The following is a 19,127-nucleotide window of genomic DNA, read 5'->3' as shown; positions in this document are numbered from 1 at the left end:
CTTTTCGCTTTCTTGTTTTTCTTCTATTTTGATTTCAGTAGCTTCTTTCTTTTTCTTAGGCTTTATGTTGGTAGTTACCTTTGGCGTTTTTTTCCAAGGAGTATCCTCTGTATTTTTTGCTAATGCAGGGTTTACAGCTATTTTTTTAGAAGAACTAGAGCTTTCTTCTTGTGATGAATTTTGAGATTTAGTTAATCTTTTTTTTTTAAATCTTCTACCAGTTGAGGAATAGAAAGCGCAGCCATCACATGAGAAAGTTTCAAAAGTGTCATTTCTACATGAAGACGCTGGTTTTTGCTATTTTTATAACCCAACTCACAAGCAGAAGCCAAGTTGAGAGCTGACATCAAAAAAGAAAAAGACGAATTAGCAGCCTGTGATTTATACTTTTCTTTTATCGATTCTGAAAGTTCTAATAAAGTAACTGTTGCAGCATCTTTAGCTACTAATAAATCACGTAAATGTTCACAAAGACCAACTACAAAATTATGCCCGTCAAAGCCTTTTTTTAGTATTTCATCAAAAATCAATAACGCATCTGTATGATTTCTGTTCAAAAAAGCGTCAGTCAATCTGAAATAATAATCATAATCTAGAACGTGAAGATTATCAATAGCACGGGTATAAGTTAGCTTTCTGTCAGGCGAAAAAGTAACCAACATATCAAAAATAGAAAGTGCATCACGAAGCGCACCATCAGCTTTTCTTCCGATAAGTTGTAGTGCTTCTTCTTCAGCTTCTACCTTTTCATTGATAGCAATTTTTTCTAAATGACGAGCTACATCATTAGGCTGTATTCTATTGAAATCAAAAATCTGACAACGAGAAAGAATAGTAGGAATGATTTTGTGTTTTTCGGTCGTCGCCAAAATAAAAATAGCATACGAAGGAGGCTCTTCCAACGTCTTCAAAAAAGCATTAAAGGCTTGATTTGAAAGCATGTGAACCTCATCAATAATATAAACTTTCTTTTTCCCTGCCTGTGGAGGATAACGAACCTGCTCAATTAGGTTTCTAATATCTTCAACAGAATTATTCGAAGCTGCATCTAACTCACTAATATTAAGCGAGTTACCACTATTAAAAGATTTACACGAAGTACACTCATCACACGGCTCAGTATCTTCTGTAATATTCAAGCAGTTTATTGTCTTTGCCAAAATACGAGAACAGGTAGTTTTACCTACACCTCTAGGGCCACAAAACAGAAAAGCCTGTGCAAGTTGGCTAGAGCGAATTGCATTTTTGAGAGTATCCGTAATGTGCGATTGTCCGACGACAGCATCAAACGTATCTGGGCGATATTTTCGTGCCGAAACTACATAATTTTCCATTCGACGAAGTTACGAAGAAATATGAATTTTTGGTAGTTATTTTTTTGATAATTTGATTAGAATTTAACAAAAAAAATAGATTGAATAAAAACTGCTTAACCAAATCAAGTTTAGTCAAGCAGTTTTACAATTCAAGAATTAGAAACAAATGAAATTATTTTGTCTCCATCACTAAAGCAGGAAAATGTTTTTCCAAATGTTTCTCAAAACGAACAAAATCATTTTCAATTTCAGGATTTTTCATGACATCATAACTAGCAAATGTTTCTAATGGAGTCATTTCAAAAAACCTAAAATTCATGTGCGTTGGAAAAAACAAATCATCTACACTTTTTCCACCAAAAAGATATTCATTTTTATCATTAAAAGCTTCTTTTGGCGCATTGAAAGTAAGTGAAAGCATATACTTTTTACCTCCTAGCATTCCACCTGTCCCATAATTTTTCTTTGGTTCGTCGGCACTTCGCCCATCATTCTGACACAATCTGCCCATCATTCCTGTTGTATAGACCATATCAGCATATTTTTTGAAGCTCCAAGGGTGTCCCATCCAATTTACAGGACTTTGCAAGAAAACAACATCAGCCCAAAGATGATTCTCAATTTCTTGCTCGACATCATAATCGTCTTTCATTGTCGTAACTCTGATATTATATCCTTTTTCTTCAAAGTAGTTTTTTGCTTTTTCAGTAAAAGAATTGTTTAACTTGCCTTCTGCAAAAGGATAATATTCGTGTGCGTTGATAATAAATATATTTTTCATTTTTTGGATTAAATTTGAGGTTGAGATTTAAGTTTTTTGTACCTTTTATAAAAATTAGACTGTTTTCAAAACGTCTAATAATTCGTCAGGATTAGGGCGTTTTGTATAATCAGGATTACTTTCAGCATAGCGAACAATTCCATTTTTATCTACCAAAAAACGGGCAGGCATCGGCAATGTCCAGTCTGTATCCCCATGATGCTCTTCTAAATTGATTTTAAATTTATCTCTATACAATTCTATCAGCGAAGAAGGCATTTCAAAACGAAGTCCTAACTTATCAGCTACTTGATTGCTTTGGTCGTGTAGAATATCAAAATTGAGATTTTGAGTTTTGATTATTTTTTGTAAAAATTCAGGTTTTTCAGGCGAAATAGCTATCATTTTACCTCCTAACTCTTCTATTTGAGGAACGTATTTATTAAGATTAGCCAAATCGGCATTACAATACGGACACCAAACGCCACGATAAAATGTAATTACTAAAAATCCTTTTTGATATAAATTTTGAGCAGGAATTAGTTTTTCGTCTTGATTAGGTAATTCAAAATTTGGGAGCGTTTGTCCTACCTTGATTATTTTTTCTTCAATTTTAGAGGCTTTCAAATCTGCTGTTGCTTTGTGCATCGTTTGCACATATTCTGAAGGCATTTTTCCTTCTATATTTTGTTTGAGTTGGATTAGTTTTTCTTGAAAGTTCATCATATAATCTTGAAATGTCATTTTGATAAATAATTGAAAATAGCTGGGTTGAAAAATATTTTTCTGTTTTGATGTTACAAAGTACGGCAAATCAATTATATTTGCAAAACAGATTTTTTAGATTAAACTAATCTATTTTTTAGATTTAAAATTTTACACTCCTCATTTTATGAATATCCAATTTCTCAAATACTTCATCACTCTAGCCGAAACAAACAATTTTACACAGGCTGCCGAAAAAAATCATGTCGTGCAATCTGCTTTTTCTTCTGGAATCAAAAAGTTAGAGGAAAACCTAAATTGCACACTTTTTTTTAGAGATAAAAGAAATGTTCATTTGACAAAAGAAGGCGAAGCACTTTTACCAAAAGCAAAAACAATATTGAGTATGTGGAATGCAATGGAAAGCGAATTTGTGGAGGAAAAATCCAAAATTTTGAACTTGGGTGTGCTTGATGTATTAGATTTTGATGAAATTGTGCCTATGATGAAAAGTTTTAATGAGTTATATAACAGTTATCAAGTCAATTTGATAGAAGGAAATACAGAAATATTGTATGAAAAATTACAAAAACAAGAAATTGATGCTATTTTTATAAAATCTATTCCCTCACAAAAAAACCTTGATTATAGGATAATTACAGAAGATAAATTAGTCTTTGGAGTTCCTCAAAATCATATTTTGGCTCAAAAAAACAAACTTGAATTATCCGTTTTGCATCAGCTTCCTTTTATAAAACGATATAATTGTAATTTGTATGATGAAATTCAAGAAGTTTTGAAGGTAAAAAATATTGAGCCCGATGTTATTTTTAGTGCAAATGGCGATGATGTAGCTAAGTCATTAGTTGCCTCTGGTTTGGGAGTTTCGCTATTACCACAACCCAAACAGGAAATTGAAGGAATAAAATTTATTCCAATTAGTGATGGCGATTTTAGAAGAAAAATTGTATTTGTTTGGAAAAAAGATACTGTACCAAGTGCATTGGAAAAACTTTTGAGTGTTTGATTTTTATTTTTTTACAAAACAAAATAATTAAATATAAGTTATAATAACAGTATTAAGATATAAATATATCCAATGCTCATTTTTTTACTTCATATACAATTACATTTTTTAACCTTTATTTTTTTATGATTTCAATTAATTCATTATCAACAGACAAGAAAGACTCTTTAGAAAAATTTGCTAAATTAGGCTATTTTATGAAGGGTATCGTTTATTTGCTCATTGGTATTTTGGCTACCATGACAGCCTTTGGTCTTGGGGGCGAAGTTAGTGGCAAGACAGGTATTTTTCAATTTATTTTGGAACAATCTTTCGGACGTATCTTATTAGGTCTTGTTTCATTAGGTCTTTTCGGATATACAGCTTGGAGATTTACACAAGCATTTATTGACCCAGAAAAAAATAAAGATGGCATAAACAACAAGCTTCAACGTGTAGGTTACTTTATTAGTGGCTTTTTATATGGGACATTTGCTACTTATGCAATGAAAATGGCTATTAAAGGGGCAGGTTCTTCTTCTGGAGGAGGACGTACTACTGTCATCGCAAAAATACTTGAAATGTCTGGAGGACAAATTATTGTTGGTATTATGGCTCTTGCTATTGTCGGAAAAGGTATTTATGAGATTTGGAAAGGTGTTTCTAGCGAACACATGGATAAAGTAACTGATTTAGGGTTTAAACTAAAAGAAGCAGCAAGAAAGGTTGGTCAATTAGGCTATGTTGCAAGAGGAATTGTATTACTTGTTGCTGGTTATATTACTGTACGTGCTGCTATTGAATCAAATGCAAGTAAGGCAGGAGGAACAGAGGGAGCATTTGAATTTATGTTTTCTTCTGCAAGTGCTTGGCTTGTAGGTTTAGTAGCCTTAGGATTAGCTTTTTATGGTCTCTTTATGGTCATAAAAGCAAAAGAGTTTTATATTCAGTAATTTCCCACGAAGTTTTCCAAAAAATAAATTTAATTTATTTTGTACTACGCTAAAATTAAAAAGGCTCAAATCATTCATAATAATTTGAGCCTTTTTATGTAGTACACCACACAGAACGATTTATTTTTACAAATCATATTCTATTTTTACATTGACAATTCCATCACGAATAAAATCTAATTCTCTTGCTCCTCTACTTGTTACATCTATAATTCTTCCTGCCACAAAAGGACCTCTATCATTTATTTTTACCCTTATTTTTTTTCCGTTTTTGAGATTTGTGATAGTTACCATTGTACCAAAAGGTAATGTTTTATGAGCTGCCGTTAGCAAATCTTGTCTAAATATTTCTCCACTTGCTGTTGGTCTTCCTTCATATTTATCAGCATAATACGACGCAATTCCTTCTTCTGTATATGCTCCTCCATTTATATCTTCTTCTACTGGAGCAAATAACTCATCACAAGATGAAAGTGAAAAAACTAGAAATAAAGAAAATAACAAGATATTTACTTTTAAATAATTTGATTTAGAAATCATATTTGAATAGTATTGTTAGTGAATAAGTTATGTTTCAAGGGACAAAAAATAGTATTTATTTTAGGTCATTTAATAGCTAATTTTGCAAAAGCCTTACCAAAACAAAAACCTATGAATGATAGATATTATTTTTATTTGAGTTTTTCAAAAAAACTAACCTATATTCGATTATAAAATCATAGATAATTTCACAAACAAATTTTAGAAAGATTAGTATTCTAATTACTTTGAATGGATAAATATTTGGTTTTATTTTTATTAAAATTACTTTATAACTACCAAAAACAATAAATTTCAGTATGATAAATAATAAGACACAAAGAATAACAACTCAAAAAAATACTGTTTTTTTGAATATACGCCTACTTTTATTTTTGCTATTTATAGGAATCAGTTTTTCTACTTCAGCACAAATAGAAGTGATTGACCACACCGAAATCACTACAAAGGCAGATGAAGGCTCTAACTTTTCGGATTATACAGCTATTCCTTTAGAAGAAGACGGTTTGTTAGTTTCTTTATCTCATTATGTAAAAACTAAAAAAGAGCTTTTAATCGCTAAATACGATACTACTTTTCAGAATATTTGGGAACAAAGACATGTCATAAAAGGGGAAGATGAAGTGGTTCATTATATCGTGGCAGATAATTTTATTTATTATTTAATTGACAAACAACGCTATGAATATGAGATATTAAAAATAAATTTGACTACTGGAGCTATGAAAATAGTTAATTATGAGAAAATACTCAAAGCAACTTATACAGAAATTTGTGCAGCAGGAAATATAATTCTCTTAGGAGGAGAAGCTGAAAATAATCCAGTTGTTTTGCATCTAGATATTGAAACAGGAAAGCAGCAAATTCTGCCTTCTTTAGTTCAGAAAAGCACTTATTTAGCAAATCTAACTATTGATATTGAAAATAACGTCATTTTAGCCATTGTAGCAGGAAAATATAGTTCATATAAATATTCCTCTTTTTATTTTTATGGGCTTGATGCCAAGTTGCGCTATAACGTAACTATTCCAGACAATAAAGACTATAACTTACAGACTTTCCGTCCTTTGATTACAGGAACAGATGAAGTTCTTGTTTTCGGAACGTATTCTGCTCCCAAATGGAAACGTTCACAAGGAATTTATAGCTTAAAAATAAAAGACAAAAAAGAAAGTGGTTTTAGATTTTATGATTTTTCTTATCTAAATAACTTTTTCAATAATTTGTCTGAGAAAAGAAAGAAAAAAATGATTGCCAAGGTAAAAAAAGGACGAAGAAAAGATTCGCCTGTCCGTTATTCAAATGATTATTTTGTTAGTCCATTGAGAATAGCAGAAGACCAAGTTTATTTGTCATTAGAAGGTTATAACCCAGTTTATCAAAACGGAAATAATATGCCTATTGGTATGGTAGGAAATCCTTATTTTCGTTCTGGCACCTCTCGTAATTATAACAGAATGGGAAACAGAAATATGTGGCAAAATAGAGGAAATCCAAATTCAAATGTAATTGTAACCTATAACTATGAACAAGGTATCGTTTGTAGTTTTGATAAAGAGGGAAAGCTTCTTTGGGACAATCAATTTGACTTTGATGATTTTGAATCACAAAAAATATTTCCTTTTTTCTCTTATAGTGTAAAAAATGATACGGTAGCACTCTTTAGGTTAGATGAAGAAGAGTTGTTTTACAAACAAACTGTAAAAAGTAAGGAGCAAGAATTAATCTCTGAATATGAAGTTCCTAGAAGAGATAGTTTGGATAATGTAATAAGTCGTTCTGATGAAATTTTGATGCATTGGTATGACGATAACTATTTAGTTTCTGGTTATCAAGTTGTAAGAAATCAACTTTATACTCCTGCTCGTAGAAAAGTGTTTTATTTTACTCGTTTGCGCTATCCATTTTCTGCTGTTGAGGTTGATAAGAGAGAAGAAGAGGAAGAATAGTATATATATCTTTTAGCATGTTTGTTGGTGTCGCTACGCTAAAACACCAACAAAGGCTAGAGTAAAGGCAACAATAAGTAAAACCTGTATTCTCTAAAAACAGTAAAGTAATCAGCAAAAAAATAACGCTATGAATTTCTTCATAGCGTTATTTTTTTTTAATATTTTTCTCTGCTAATATTTATTCAAATTAATGAACAAGAAATAACTGCATAGCCATAAACACAACAGCACCAGCAATATATCCAATGAGTGAAAGCCAAGCAATTTTTTTGAGATACCACATAAAATTGATATGCTCCATTCCCATTGCAGCTACACCAGCAGCAGAACCGATGATAAGTGTACTTCCACCCGTTCCTGCACAGTAAGCAATAAACTCCCAAAATACGTGATCAGGAGGGTAAACACTTAGGTCATACATACCCATCGAAGCAGCTACTAATGGCACATTATCTACAATAGCAGACATAAGCCCCAAAAGGAGACCAATAATATATACAGCTCCATCTCCTGTAAAAGTAGCATCTAAAAATACAGCTAATTTGTTTAGTGTTCCCATAGACTGTAAACAACCTACGGCAAGTAAGATACCAAAGAAAAAGAGTACACTAGGAACATCAACACGTTCTAAAATAGCTACTACTGAAAGTTTTCCATGCGCTCCGTCTTCTGCTTTTTTACGGTTATGAAGTATTTCAGTTGTTAGCCATATAATTCCTAAACTAAATGACATTCCCATAAAAGGAGGTAAATGAGTTATTGTTTTAAAAACAGGAACAAATAAAAGACCTGCAAGACCAATTCCGAATACTAAATTCCTGTCTCCTTCTCTTACTTTAATAGGAGCATGTCCACCATGTCCTCCTGTGTCTAAAGTTCCTTTTTTATTTGGTTTCAAATCTCCTTTTAACATAAAAGTAATTACTGTAAGAGGAGCAAGCAGACAAACAATACTAGGAAGCATCAATTTGGTGATAATATTTATGGTCGTTACCTGTCCACCAATCCAAAGCATTGTAGTAGTAACATCTCCAATAGGCGACCAAGCACCACCAGCATTGGCAGCAATAACTACCATACTGACATAAATCAAACGGTCATTTTTATCTGTTACTAATTTACGAAGCATCGAAACCATTACAATGGTTGTGGCAAGATTATCTAATGCTGCTGATAAGAAGAAAGTTACCCAACAAATAATCCAAATAAGTTTTCTTTTATCTTGAGTTGTTATTCGCTTCGTGATTACCTCAAAACCTTGATGGGCATCAATTACCTCAACAATAGTCATGGCACAAAGTAAAAAGAAAAGAATTTGAGAGGTTTCCGCAAGATGCGTCAGAAGTCCTTGTTCATGCCCATGGACAATTTTATGAATCATATCTTCATCGTGAGGCAGTATTCCCTCTGAAACGATATACACTGTCCAACAAAGAACAGCAATTAGAAGTGCAGGTGCAGCTTTATCAACTTTAATATTATGTTCTAGGGCAATAGCCATGTAACCCAAAACAAAAATTATAATAACAACAATCTCGTAAGACATAGATTTAAAAATAGTTAGAAAATAGCCAAAAAGGATATGATTGGAAGAATAAGATAGATTACTTTTCTATCTCACTCTACTTTGTATTTTTTATTTAAAAATTGACATCTGAATGATTTATTTTTTGATTTTGATTTTTTTAGCCTAAAATTTATAAAATAAGATTAATCTAAAATAATATTCAAATAGTAATAATATGTCAATAATTTGGTTAAAAAACACCTGTGAATAAACAGGCTTAAACAAACCTAATGCAAAGTTAAGTTTCTAAAGTTAGGAAACAAGAAAAAAATAAAAAAGAATAATAGATAAGTTCTATTGATTTGATTAGTGGGTATTGTAGTTTCAGATAAAATAGTTTTCGAAGCTGACAACAAAAAACTCAATAAAAGAGGGTTGTAATTGATTTTTATCTCCAGACTGTTACTACTACTTTTCGGTCTTTTTTATCTCCATTTCCTCTTGCTGTTTCGTCATTACGAGCAAAAAATTCTCCATGAGATTTACGCAGAATTTTTTCATACTTGATTCCAAACATCTGTAAAGCGTAACTGACATGGCTAATTCGGTCTTTAGAAAGCTCTAAATTTAATTGTTCAGTACCTTTTGCATCTGTATAACCCTCTACTAAAGCTGCCTTCCAACGTCTAGCACCAATAAAGTTTCTCAATTTAGCCTCTTCCTCTGAACTTAATTGGCTTTGATTGGCATCAAAATACAACGTAATTTGAGATTTTCTATCTGGTTGATGATGCTGCAAATTTATTCCTTCTTTACCTTTCGGAACGCCATAAAAAACTCTGTAATTATGTATTTCTCCCTTCTTAATCTTCTTTGTGTTCCATCTCAAAAGAATTGCACTATCATCTGTATATTTTCCTACTTTTTGCTGTTCAAGCTGCAAGACATTGGTTAAATATGCCCACTGACCTACATAAGCCACATCTGGGCTAATTACATTTTTGTGCTTTGTTATTAATTTTGCCTGTAAATTTCCGTTATAAAAAGCAAAATGAAAAGGCATTTTTGCTCCTTCAAATTTTCTATCCATTCCGATATGTGAGCCATCAGCAGAAAGCTTACAGATATCATCAGCATTAATCATAGGGTCTAATAAAAGTGTAAATTCTATATCTCTAGGCGCATCAGATTGATTTTCTATTTCATATTCTATTTTATAATAGTTCCCTTTAGAAATATTTTCTATGTCTTCCAAGTCTGTATCAACAGGAACTAAAGTTTGAGTAATTAATAGATTATCATATGTATAAATCACTTTGGAAGTAAAAAGAACATCAGAGTTTTCTTCCATTTCCGAAATCAAAACTCCTTTTAAAGCTCTTGTCTGTGATAATTCGGGATTATTAGAAGCATATTTACCACTTGATTTCAAGACGAAATGAGAAGTAGAAAATGAATAAGGATAACCAAATAAAATACTTTTTTCGCCATATCCTATCGTAAAACGTCCATCAATAAGTTGGTCATCTAGTGGTTGATTGTAGCTAGAGGAAAAAATACTTTTGGGCAAATAATGAGGAGAAAAATAATTTGCTTCATTTTTCTTAAAATCGTTCTGATAAGGTACGCCTTCCCAATTTTCGTATAAAGTTGAAAAAGAATCTCCAAGCATCTGACCTATCTGATTAGTTTTTGGAAAAAAAGATGAAAGTACAAGCAACAGACAGACACAAGAAAGAATTAGTATTTTTTTATTGTTTGTATAAAATTCAGTTTTATATTTTTTCGTTTGCTTTTTATGTAATGAGAAATTCCGTTGTAATTTTCTATTCATTTTGGATAAAAATAATTGCATATTAAGGTAGGATATTGTTTGTTGCTAGTAATCGCTTCTGCTAATTACTATTTTATAGAGTAAGCAAAAAACGTTCTCTTTTAGTTTTTTTACGAATTATGTTATTTAGTGATAAGTAAATGAGTAGAATTAAATATAACTAAAAATACCGTAACGTATTGGTAAATGATTTATATGATTTTTAAGATAAAATGAAGATAAATGCAATTTTAAATATAATTTATTATTTTAATTATATGATTTTGTATTATCCTGTAATTATCATAGTAATCATAAAAATCACTCGCTAATTAGTCATTACTTATATTTAATTTTGTACAGTTACTTATACTATTCAATTCTACAAAAATGTTTAAAAAAAGTGTCTTTACAAAAAAACAGGATTAGTTTTGTCAAGAATAAATTTTGCTACAATCAAATTATTAGTCTATCTCCCAAGCTTCTTGCTTTATCAAAAATGAAAAAATGATAATTCTGTCTGTTCTACTTTTTTTAGGAATTATTTCCATTCATTACTTTTTTAGTAAAAATGAAATACTCTCAAAAATATACTTTCCAACTTTGCTTTTCAAACTTTTTTGTGGGTTTTTATTATATTATCTTCATTTGAGTTTCAATATTCTTCCTGACCTTATTTCTTACAAAAAAGATATAGTTTATTTGAGTAATTACTTTTGGAGCGACACTATCAATTATCTCATTTTTTTGTTTACTGGAAAATTAAATCCTTCTTGGTATTTTACTTTTGCAACAGAAGGCGAACGAGCATTTTTCTTTGTTCGTTATTTGAGTTTTATAAACGTTTTGGCTGCAAAAAATATGTGTTTAACAAGTCTTTACAGCTCACTAATAGCTTTTTTGGGACTTTGGGCGTGTGCTAATCGTTTGGCTGATTGGTTTGTAAATAATGGTTTTACTAGAATAAACAAGTTAAAACTAGCTCTTTCCATTGGCTTTTTCTTCACTCCTTCAATTGCTTTTTGGTCAAGTTCTTTGATGAAAGAGAGTTTTCTTTGGCTAATTATGGGCTTTTTGATTGCTTTCTTTCTAGATATATGCAATTGGTGGAAGCAACGACGAGAGCAAGATTTTATGGGAATAGGAATTGTTATAAAAAAAATCCTATTTTTAGTTCTGTGTCTTTGTTTATTTTTACTCAAATACTATTACTTTGCTTTGCTTGTTCCTTTGCTTTTTGCTTTTGGAATAAGCTTTTTTACTGGAAATTATTTCAATAAGTCTATTCGTTTTCAACTTTTCGTTTTTTTAGGAAGTTTTGTTTTTATTGTTGGACTGGCTTCTAACCTGCATCCTAATTTATGGTTTTCACGTCTTTCAGAAGCCATTTTTATAAATCAACAAAATATTTTGGCAACGTCTGGCTTTGATAGTCAAATAAATTTTGTTTATGATTATGATTTCGAACCTATTTATCATAATTATGAAGATGGAGAATATCAAAGCTACCCTAGTTATTTTCAACTTTTTGAGCAAAGCCCCAAAGCTCTTTTGGCAGGACTTTTTTTTCCTTTAGAAATCAATTTTTCTACATTTGGTAGTTCTACCTTCAATTATTATCGTTTGGCTTCTGTTATTGAAAACTGGATTATCTTATTTTTCTTTATACAGACTATTTCTGTCAAAAAGTTATTTCACAAAATTTCTTCTTTATTCTTTTTTCAAAAAAATAGTTCCGAACCTAGCACTACAAAAAATGATTCTTTAGCTATTCTATGGCTTTTAGGAGTTCTATTTTGTATCGGAATGGCTACTCTTTTAGCCTTATCTGCTCCTAATTTGGGCGCACTTGTTCGGTATAAAGTTGGTTTTCTACCATTTTTTATTTTTGGTATTGTTATGCGTTTAGATTAATTTGCTTGAATTATAATCAACTAAAAATAATATCAATGCAAAAATATATTACATTCACACTTACTTTTTTTATTCTATTTCTCGCATTTATTCTTGATGCAACGGCACAAGTTGGTGGTAATCAACTCTATCAAACTAGAAATAGTAATGTAAGGTATAATAGAAATCCTGTTGAAACAGAAAGTATTCGTTCGGAAGACAATACACTTGTTATTACGTCTAAAGTTTTGCTCAATCAAAAAGCTAAACATTATTTAATTACAGTTGGAGCTAATCAAATAGGAAAAACTGTTTTTGAAAGTAATCAAAAATTGAACAATAGAATTGACAATGTCATCAAAAAACTAAAAAATTTGAATATTAGTAAGGACGATATTTATGTAGATTTTATTGCAGAAACAAAGTTATATGACCATACTATTACTGGTAAAGAAGTACAGGAATATTTTGATGGATTTAGTATTCGAAAAAATATAATAATTAAGGTAAAAGAGCTAGAAAATATTGATAAGATTATAAACTATTGCGCTCAAGAAGAAATTTATGACATTATTAAAGTGGACTACATAAGTCAAGATTTGGAAACAATAAATAATCAGCTATTGGAAGAGGCTCTAAAAATTACAGAAAAAAAGAAAAAGATATTTGAAGAAAATAGTTCGGTAACACTATCTTATGATTATAGATTGACATCTGAACAATTCAGAATATATTATCCAAAAAACTTATACAAACAGTATAATGAAGCCTCCGAGACTTCTACTATTGAAAGTCGTTATAATAGTAGCTATATTAAAAAAGAAGTTAGAAAAGAGACCACTTTTTATTATGATGGAATGGAAACAGAGCTTGGTATTGATAAAATAATAGATGAAATATCCCCTATTGTTGGAATCCAATATGTACTTGAGATTCAGGTTACTTACGAACTGAAAAGGTAATGTTACTCGTCTCTTAAAAATATAAATCCAATAAAATTCATTTTTTTATTTTCTGTATCATTATACGTTTAGATTAATTTTTTCTTAATTTGCCGTACAGAAATCAATGATTAATTATAAATTGAAAAATACTACTCACAAATAAATAATTAATGATTTATGAACGAGCTTTAATGTTTTAGTAAAAAACTTGAAATTAACGCAATTCATTTATTATTAATAACTAATAACTCTCTATGTCCACTATTCCAGAAAAAGCTACACTTGTTCCTACTCCTACCCTCTTTCAGTCGCTCATTCCAATACTTGCATTAATCATTTTATTAGTGTTTAATGTTCTTCTTTTTGGTGATAATGCAACTGGTGGAGCTAATCAAGTTGCCTTACTTTTGGCTGGTGCAATTGCAGGGTTAGTGGCTTGGTATCTCAAAATGAGTTGGACACAAGTAATGAAAGGAGTTTTAGAAAGTATCAATTCGGCGATGTCTGCTGTTTTGATTCTTTTGATGATTGGCGCATTGGCTGGTACTTGGATGCTTAGTGGAATCGTTCCTGCACTTATCTATTATGGTTTGCAAGTCTTAACACCTACTTTTTTCTTGGTGGCATCTTGTATCGTTTGTGCTTTAGTTTCACTCGGAACAGGAAGTTCTTGGTCGACGATTGCAACAGTCGGAATTGCTCTCTTAGGGATTGGTGCTGCTCTTGGTTTTGATGAAGGTTTGGTAGCTGGAGCAATCATTTCAGGAGCTTATTTTGGAGATAAAATGTCGCCTTTATCTGACACCACTAATCTTGCACCTGCAATGGCTGGAACAGACCTTTTTACACACATTCGTTATATGCTCTTTACGACTGTTCCCTCTTTTACTATTACACTTATTTTGTTTTTAATAATTGGATTAAATAGTGAAAATACTGCTTCTTCAAGTAATGTAAATGAAATTATGAACGCTATTGAGGGAACATTTTCTATTAGCCCATTCCTTTTTGTTGTTCCTGTGGCTGTTATTGTTTTGATTGTTCGTAAAGTCCCTGCTTTGCCTTCCCTTTTAATTGGAAGTGTTTTAGGAGGTATTTTTGCCATTATTTTCCAGCCTGAAATCATTGACCAAGTAGCAAATGTAGCTCCTACCTTAGAAGGTTTGAGTAAAGAACCTGAAACTATGTATAGAAATATGCGAATATTTGCCCTAGAAAATTTTGGAGGTTATACGGCTGTTATGATGGCAATGTTTGGCGATGTAAGCCTTGTTACAGAGAGTGAAACAGTAAACGGACTTCTTTCTAGTAGTGGAATGAGTGGAATGTTGGGAACAATTTGGCTAATTTTGTGTGCCATGATTTTTGGTGGTGTGATGGATTCGGTTGGCATGTTGGCACGAATCAGTAATGCTGTTATTTCTTTGGCTCATTCTACTGGTTCTATGATTGCAGCAACAGTTGGAACATGTATCGTATTTAATCTTACTGCTTCTGACCAATATTTGGCAGTCGTAGTACCAGGAAAAATGTATGCAAATGCCTTTCGCAAAAAAGGACTTGCACCCGAAAACCTAAGTAGAACGCTTGAAGATTCTGGAACAGTTACTTCTGTTTTGATTCCTTGGAATACCTGTGGAGCAACTCAAGCAGGGGTTTTGAAAGTAGCTACTTTAGATTATGCACCCTATTGTTTCTTTAATATTATTAGTCCTTTTATGAGTATTATTTTTGGTTATGTAGGAATACGTATTAGAAAAGTTAACCCAGAAACAGGAGAACCAATTAAGTAAACTAACTAAAATAATTTTACTATTTAGCAATCTAATTTAGAGGTTCTGTATAGAATTATCGTTTTTTTTGACTTTCTTTGTTAAAACTATTCAAAAATTCTATATATTTCAGATAGTTTTCAGAATCACTTAGCAACGTACTATCCTTACTAATAAATCCATCAAATTAACAATAAATCTGTATTTCAATTAATTTTATTGAATAGAAATACTTATCTAATTTAATAGACACTTCTGTACATATATGTCATAGTGTTTGCAGTCAGTAATTTTATGAACGAATACATATTTTTCACACTCTTTACCATCTTTATAGTCCTTATTCTCTTAGTTGATTTGGGAGTTTTTTCGAAAGAAAATCATATCATATCATTTAAAGAAGCTGCTATTTGGAGTGTGTTTTGGATATTGTTAGCACTTGGTTTTTGGCAATTTTTAGATTATTACGGAGATTTGGTTCACGGCGTAGAAAATTATGAAGATGTCAAACAGATTGTAGAAAAATATATAGCCGTAGAAGATAGAGGTGGTATTTTGGTAGAGGGTAATTATGAACTTAGTGTTCAGAATTATAGGAATAAAATGTCTTTAGATTTTATTACAGGTTATTTACTAGAATATTCACTTTCAGTAGATAATATTTTTGTCATTATTCTGATTTTTGGCTCATTTGGAGTAGCTGAAAAATACTATAAAAAAGTGCTTTTTTGGGGCATTTTAGGGGCTATTGTCATGCGTTTTATATTTATTTTCCTTGGTGCAACTATCATCGAACATGCACACTGGGTATTATATGTCTTTGGAGCATTCTTGATTTTTACAGGAGGAAAGATGTTTTATGAATTTATAAAAGGAGAAGAAGAAGAAGCAATAGATAAAGAAGATAGTCTTGTAGTAAAATGGGCTTCTAAGGTTTTTAATGTTTATCCTCGTTATGTTGGTTCTCACTTTTTTATTCCATTGCCTACCTATCAAGGAAAAGAAATAACTAAAACAGATAAAAATGGAACACGAAAAACTACAAAAAAAATTACTTGGGCAGTTACGCCACTTTTTATTGTTGTCTTAGTAATTGAGTTTACAGATTTGATATTTGCTGTTGATTCTATCCCTGCTATTTTTGCTGTTACGCAAGACCCTTATGTTGTCTTTTTCTCAAATATTTTTGCTATCCTAGGTTTGCGTTCGATGTTCTTTTTCTTATCGAATATTATGCATCTTTTTCATTATTTAAAGCTCGGTCTGGCTTTTCTTCTGACTTATATTGGTCTCAAAATGCTTGCAGGTTCATGGCTCAAAACACTTGGTTTTACTAATGAGCATTCTATTTTTATTATCTTAGGAATACTTGCAATTAGTGTTTTGGCATCTGTTGTTTTTCCTCAAAAAGAACCTCTAATTACTAAAGAAGAAGGCAAAGGAAATATCAGAGATGTGGGGTAAAAGTTGAATACTACCAGAGATTATCACAAAAAAATAGATTCATCAATTATAAATAAATCCATAAGAAATAGTATCTTAGACTTATTTAATCTTTATTAATTGCTTCTTACGAACGCTGTCTGTTGTTGTAATAGATTTTTTTGTACTTTTGAAAAAACTCAAAATAACTATAATTCTATTCTCACTTTATGCGACACGAACCTATAAAAAGCAAACTTTTCGAAAAAAATCGTAAAAAATTTACAAAAGGGTTACTCTCCAATTCGATTGCCATTTTTAATTCAAATGATATTATGCCGACAAGTGCTGACGGTACAATGCCTTTTGTCCAGCATTCGGATATTTATTATTTGACAGGAATTGACCAAGAAGAAACAATTTTAGTTCTTTTTCCAGATGCAAAAGACGAAAAATACAGAGAGGTTTTGTTTGTCAAGGAAACCAACGAACATATTAAAGTTTGGGAAGGAGAAAAGCTCACTAAAGAAGCTGCGACCAAACAGTCAGGCATCAAAACAGTATTTTGGACAAGTCAGTTTTGGTCTGTTTTGCAGCAATTTTTGATTTTCCCTGCTCAAAATGTTTATCTCACAACCAACGAACATACTAGACAGAGCGTAGAAGTAGAAACTCGTGATGACCGTTTTCGTAAAGAAATGCAGCATCGTTTTCCTTTGCATACCTATATGAGAAGCGCACCTATTTTACAAAATATTCGTGCGATAAAAGAAAAAACTGAAATAGAACTAATACGCCATGCGTGTAGCATTACAGAAAAAGGTTTTCGTCGTTTGCTTTCTTTTGTAAAACCAAATGTAATGGAATACGAAATTGAAGCCGAACTTTTACATGAGTTTATAAGAAACCGTTCTAAAGGTTTTGCTTACGAGCCAATCATTGCAGCAGGAGAAAATTCGTGTGTTTTGCATTATGTTCAAAATGATAATATATGTAAAAAAGGAGATATTATTTTGTTGGATATTGGAGCAGAATATGCAGGTTATGCTTCTGACATGTCAAGAACAATTCCAGTAAGTGGAAAATATACCAAAAGACAAAAAGAAGTGTATAATGCTGTGTTGCGTGTTCAGCGTGATGCCATGAAATTATTAAATCCATCGAATACACTCAATGAATACCATAAAGAAGTAGGACATTTGATGGAAAAAGAACTAATTGGGTTAGGACTTTTAGACAAAAAAGAAGTCAAAAATCAAGACCCTACTAATCCTTTGTATAAGCAATATTTTATGCACGGAACTACACACCATTTAGGAATTAATGTTCATGATTATGGTGCTTTTGATAGAAAAATAGAAGAAGGAATGGTATTTACTGTCGAACCAGGGATTTATATTCCTAAAGAAAAAATTGGAATCCGTCTTGAAAACGATATTGTCGTTACCAAAAATGGCTACGATGACCTGATGGGAAATATTCCTATTGAAGTAGAAGAAATTGAAGATTTGATGAACAAGAAATAAGAAAAATAAAAAGAGTTAGGTAAATAATTATCTAACTCTTTTTTTATAGAAGCAAAGTTATTGTATCATCTTTTCTCGAATAAAATATCAGTTTGATACAAACGCTGTCCTACATGAGTTTGTTTTTTTAGAGCTGTTGCATAAAAATTATGTTCAGCCATAAAAGCAACTACATCATGAAGAAGTGGTTGCCCTATATAAAACTCTTCTAAACTGACTTCTATAAAAACATATTTGGCATTCTTCATTGCATTTTCTGCGCCTTTTAGAGCTTCCAATTCATAACCTTGAATATCTAATTTTATAAAATCAGGTTGAGGAATATTTTTTTCTTTTATGTAATTATCTAAAATAACAGTTTGAATCTGCGTTTTTTCTTTTGATTGAATAGCATACTGTTCTTGCATCAAATCTCCTAAAGGTAACAAACTAGAAGAATCACCTGCTACGTGCATCTCACTCATTGTTTCTTGATTTCCTAAAGCAAATTGATGAACAGCGACAGAATCAAACTTTTCAGTATTTCGTTTAAAGATATTTGCAAATTTTTCTAAAGGCTCAAAGGCGTGAATTTCTGCTTGTGGAAAAATTGTCTTTGCCAAAAGCGTCCAGCTTCCTATATTTCCACCAATATCAAAAATGGTTTTTATTCCATTTGGGTAATTATTCTTTATCATTTCTAAAATCTCCAATGATTCTATATGTCCATCGTGAAAAGAGGTCATAACCGTATTTTTGAGCCTATTTCTTCTCATTTTTTTACTTGCCATCTCTCCCAAACGCTCTATTAAAAGCAATGGATTATAAAATAATTCTTTTCTCATTGAAAATAGTTTTTATTAAAGGTTATCACGGACAATTTTGTATAAGGTGTTCTTGTACATTCGTTTGCTCACAAACGAATTTGTCGCTTCCTCAGAAGCGTCATTTTGTGCTTTAATCACGCTTCTGAGGAAGCGTTTTTATTCAGTTCTGGGGAACTGAACACACATGAATAATTAACCGTGATAACATTTAT

The 19,127-nt window shown here is 31.3% G+C and carries 16 protein-coding genes; 9 read left to right on the top strand and 7 right to left on the bottom strand.

Going from position 1 to position 19,127, the window contains the following annotated elements; all coding sequences use genetic code 11:
• Nucleotides 1-28: 28 nt before the first annotated feature.
• Entirely contained in the window at nucleotides 29-184 is a 156-nt protein-coding gene (locus WAF17_RS20795; RefSeq protein WP_338763982.1) for a hypothetical protein, read from the top strand.
• Nucleotides 185-191: 7 nt separating this feature from the next.
• On the opposite strand, the gene WAF17_RS20790 is transcribed toward WAF17_RS20795, so the two are convergent.
• The 3 genes from WAF17_RS20790 to WAF17_RS20780 all read right to left on the bottom strand — a co-directional run bounded on the left by WAF17_RS20790 (nucleotide 192) and on the right by WAF17_RS20780 (nucleotide 2,820).
• Nucleotides 192-1,334, bottom strand: coding sequence for a DNA polymerase III subunit gamma/tau (locus tag WAF17_RS20790; protein WP_338763980.1), 1,143 nt, complete (start codon nucleotides 1,332-1,334; stop codon nucleotides 192-194).
• 154 nt (nucleotides 1,335-1,488) lie between these two features.
• Nucleotides 1,489-2,097 (bottom strand): NAD(P)H-dependent oxidoreductase, encoded by a 609-nt coding sequence (locus WAF17_RS20785; RefSeq protein ID WP_338763978.1) that lies wholly within the window; start codon nucleotides 2,095-2,097, stop codon nucleotides 1,489-1,491.
• A 54-nt stretch (nucleotides 2,098-2,151) separates the two neighbouring features.
• Complete coding sequence (locus tag WAF17_RS20780; protein WP_338763976.1) at nucleotides 2,152-2,820, bottom strand: peroxiredoxin-like family protein; 669 nt, start codon at nucleotides 2,818-2,820, stop codon at nucleotides 2,152-2,154.
• 148 nt (nucleotides 2,821-2,968) lie between these two features.
• On the opposite strand from WAF17_RS20780, the gene WAF17_RS20775 reads away from it, so the two are divergent.
• Together WAF17_RS20775 and WAF17_RS20770 are read left to right on the top strand one after the other, a co-directional pair.
• A complete protein-coding gene (locus tag WAF17_RS20775) occupies nucleotides 2,969-3,808 on the top strand; it encodes a LysR family transcriptional regulator (protein WP_338763973.1) in 840 nt (279 codons plus the stop codon).
• Between the two features lie 125 nt (nucleotides 3,809-3,933).
• Entirely contained in the window at nucleotides 3,934-4,740 is an 807-nt protein-coding gene (locus WAF17_RS20770) for a DUF1206 domain-containing protein (protein WP_338763970.1), read from the top strand.
• A gap of 126 nt (nucleotides 4,741-4,866) precedes the next feature.
• Here WAF17_RS20770 and WAF17_RS20765 read toward each other — a convergent pair whose 3' ends face one another.
• A complete protein-coding gene (locus tag WAF17_RS20765; protein WP_338763968.1) occupies nucleotides 4,867-5,280 on the bottom strand; it encodes a septal ring lytic transglycosylase RlpA family protein in 414 nt (137 codons plus the stop codon).
• A gap of 299 nt (nucleotides 5,281-5,579) precedes the next feature.
• Between WAF17_RS20765 and WAF17_RS20760 the strand changes: the two genes are divergently transcribed.
• A complete protein-coding gene (locus WAF17_RS20760) occupies nucleotides 5,580-7,229 on the top strand; it encodes a hypothetical protein (RefSeq protein ID WP_338763965.1) in 1,650 nt (549 codons plus the stop codon).
• A 190-nt stretch (nucleotides 7,230-7,419) separates the two neighbouring features.
• Here WAF17_RS20760 and nhaD read toward each other — a convergent pair whose 3' ends face one another.
• Together nhaD and WAF17_RS20750 are read right to left on the bottom strand one after the other, a co-directional pair.
• The gene (gene nhaD / locus WAF17_RS20755) at nucleotides 7,420-8,778 is read right to left on the bottom strand and encodes a sodium:proton antiporter NhaD (protein WP_338763963.1); all 1,359 of its coding nucleotides are present in this window, start codon (nucleotides 8,776-8,778) and stop codon (nucleotides 7,420-7,422) included.
• Between the two features lie 409 nt (nucleotides 8,779-9,187).
• On the bottom strand, nucleotides 9,188-10,573 hold the full coding sequence (locus tag WAF17_RS20750) for an OmpA family protein (RefSeq protein WP_338763961.1): 1,386 nt from the start codon (nucleotides 10,571-10,573) through the stop codon (nucleotides 9,188-9,190).
• A gap of 582 nt (nucleotides 10,574-11,155) precedes the next feature.
• On the opposite strand from WAF17_RS20750, the gene WAF17_RS20745 reads away from it, so the two are divergent.
• From WAF17_RS20745 to WAF17_RS20725, 5 genes are all read left to right on the top strand, one after another.
• Entirely contained in the window at nucleotides 11,156-12,466 is a 1,311-nt protein-coding gene (locus WAF17_RS20745; RefSeq protein ID WP_338763959.1) for a hypothetical protein, read from the top strand.
• Between the two features lie 35 nt (nucleotides 12,467-12,501).
• Nucleotides 12,502-13,407 (top strand): SIMPL domain-containing protein, encoded by a 906-nt coding sequence (locus WAF17_RS20740; RefSeq protein ID WP_338763955.1) that lies wholly within the window; start codon nucleotides 12,502-12,504, stop codon nucleotides 13,405-13,407.
• Between the two features lie 236 nt (nucleotides 13,408-13,643).
• Complete coding sequence (gene nhaC, locus WAF17_RS20735; protein WP_338763953.1) at nucleotides 13,644-15,182, top strand: Na+/H+ antiporter NhaC; 1,539 nt, start codon at nucleotides 13,644-13,646, stop codon at nucleotides 15,180-15,182.
• Nucleotides 15,183-15,455: 273 nt separating this feature from the next.
• Entirely contained in the window at nucleotides 15,456-16,625 is a 1,170-nt protein-coding gene (locus WAF17_RS20730) for a TerC/Alx family metal homeostasis membrane protein (protein WP_338763951.1), read from the top strand.
• Nucleotides 16,626-16,813: 188 nt separating this feature from the next.
• Nucleotides 16,814-18,109, top strand: coding sequence for an aminopeptidase P family protein (locus WAF17_RS20725; RefSeq protein WP_338763949.1), 1,296 nt, complete (start codon nucleotides 16,814-16,816; stop codon nucleotides 18,107-18,109).
• 65 nt (nucleotides 18,110-18,174) lie between these two features.
• Here WAF17_RS20725 and WAF17_RS20720 read toward each other — a convergent pair whose 3' ends face one another.
• Nucleotides 18,175-18,933 (bottom strand): FkbM family methyltransferase, encoded by a 759-nt coding sequence (locus WAF17_RS20720; protein WP_338763946.1) that lies wholly within the window; start codon nucleotides 18,931-18,933, stop codon nucleotides 18,175-18,177.
• Nucleotides 18,934-19,127 lie beyond the last annotated feature (194 nt).

It is taken from the genome of Bernardetia sp. ABR2-2B (genome assembly GCF_037126435.1).
Lineage (GTDB): Bacteria > Bacteroidota > Bacteroidia > Cytophagales > Bernardetiaceae > Bernardetia.
Note: the sequence above shows the minus strand (reverse complement) of the source record. Positions and strands in the feature narration are given on the sequence as shown.